Source organism: Mesorhizobium sp. M7A.F.Ca.US.007.01.2.1 (assembly GCF_003998165.1).
Classification (GTDB): Bacteria; Pseudomonadota; Alphaproteobacteria; order Rhizobiales; family Rhizobiaceae; genus Mesorhizobium; species Mesorhizobium ciceri.
This window is the reverse complement of record NZ_RZQP01000472.1, coordinates 1-1,447: the sequence shown is the minus strand read 5'-3', so window position 1 is coordinate 1,447 and position 1,447 is coordinate 1. Positions and strand designations below refer to the sequence as shown.

At 62.9% G+C, this 1,447-nt stretch carries 2 protein-coding genes and 1 pseudogene; 2 read left to right on the top strand and 1 reads right to left on the bottom strand.

From position 1 onward, the window contains the following. Positions 1 to 149 precede the first annotated feature (149 nt). The gene (locus EN949_RS35230) at positions 150 to 599 is read left to right on the top strand and encodes a GatB/YqeY domain-containing protein (protein WP_013530126.1); all 450 of its coding nucleotides are present in this window, start codon (positions 150 to 152) and stop codon (positions 597 to 599) included. Between the two features lie 127 nt (positions 600 to 726). Further along, positions 727 to 1,017 carry a hypothetical protein gene (locus tag EN949_RS35225; protein WP_063168785.1) on the top strand — a complete coding sequence of 97 codons (291 nt, stop codon included), beginning with the start codon at positions 727 to 729 and terminating at the stop codon, positions 1,015 to 1,017. A 61-nt stretch (positions 1,018 to 1,078) separates the two neighbouring features. Here the strand turns inward: EN949_RS35225 and EN949_RS35220 are convergent. Then, positions 1,079 to 1,447 (bottom strand): annotated as a pseudogene (locus EN949_RS35220) (TetR/AcrR family transcriptional regulator); the annotation flags it as partial.

The window sequence follows — 1,447 nt, the reverse complement described above, 5'->3', positions numbered from 1 at the left end:
GGGGAAGGGGGCAGGGCGGTCAATGATCATGCGAAATGCCGCCATATTTTATTTCGCCTAGCAAAATCAGTGGCTTGCCCCGGCACATCAGAGTTTGCCTTGGCTCGCCCGCGGCGCTATTGTCCGCGCCGATCGAAGGAGAATGCACCATGCGCGGCAAAATCGCCGAATCCCTGAAGAGCGCGATGAAGGCGCAGGACAAGCACCGGCTGCCGACATTGCGGCTGATCCAGGCCGCCATTCACGACCGCGACATTGCCAATCGCGGGTCAGGCAAGGAGCCGGCCAGCGACGAGGAGATCCTGCAGATCCTGGCCAAGATGGTGAAGCAGCGCGAGGAATCGGCCAAAGCCTTCGATGACGGCAAGCGGCCGGAACTGGCCGCGCAGGAGCGCGGCGAGATGGAGATCATCCGCACCTTCCTGCCGACGCAGCTGGATGATGCGGCGGTAACTGCTGCGGCGCGCGAGGCGATCGCCGCGACCGGTGCGGCCAGCCAGAAGGACATGGGCAAGGTGATCGCCGCACTGAAGCAGAAATATGCCGGCCAGATGGATTTCGGCAAGGCGAGCGGCATCGTCAAGGGTCTGCTGCAGTAGGGTGCTGCTCATCTCGTCGCTTGGGTGGCCGACCGGGCGGAATCCAGATCCGTCCGGAATCCAAGTCCAGGAATTGGAACCCGGATAGCGCCGAGATGTTTATCCGTCATGCAACTGGAGAGATGCCATGACTGAGAACGAAACCCGCTATGAAACCGGTGCGACGAAATATCCGGCAAAGACCGATGCCGACGCTTCCGATGAATTCTCCCAGGATGCGGCCGCCAACGAGAAGCCTGCCGGCGGAATAGGGCTCACCCGCCGGATGGGCGAAGTGGAAGACCGCACCCGCCAGTCGGAGGGACAAAACCCGCCAAAGCAAGCCACGCCGAGCGCTGCAACCGAAAAGACGTCCGGGGCCGGCCCCGCTATCGCGGAGCGTTCAAAGGACGCCAAGGCTCCGAAGAGCAGCCAATGAAGCGAAGGCCGGGAGCACTCCTGCGGCGCTTTGGAGATCGGCGGACAAGTGGTTCGCGTAGTTAGCGTTTGCCGATCCCTTCAACGACGATGCGGATGAGGTGCCTGATCTCGTCCTCGCTGAATGACCCGGCCGAAAGCGCCGAAAGCATCGCCTGGCCGTATATTCCAAGCAGGACCAGCGCCATGAAATTGGCATCGTCATCCCTGCGAATGACACCTTGCCGTTGGCCGAGCACCAGAAGGTCCCGGACCAGGCGCTGGAATGAGGGCCGGTCGGGCGGCGGCTGCAGGGACGGACGCTCGGCGGGGGCAAGAGCCAGCCTGGCAAGCGAGGGATTGGCCAGGCACCAGCCGGCGCTGTCGAGAAAGACTGTCTCGAGCATGACGAATACATCTTCGTTCGCCGCCATGCGGGCGCGGTAGGCGGC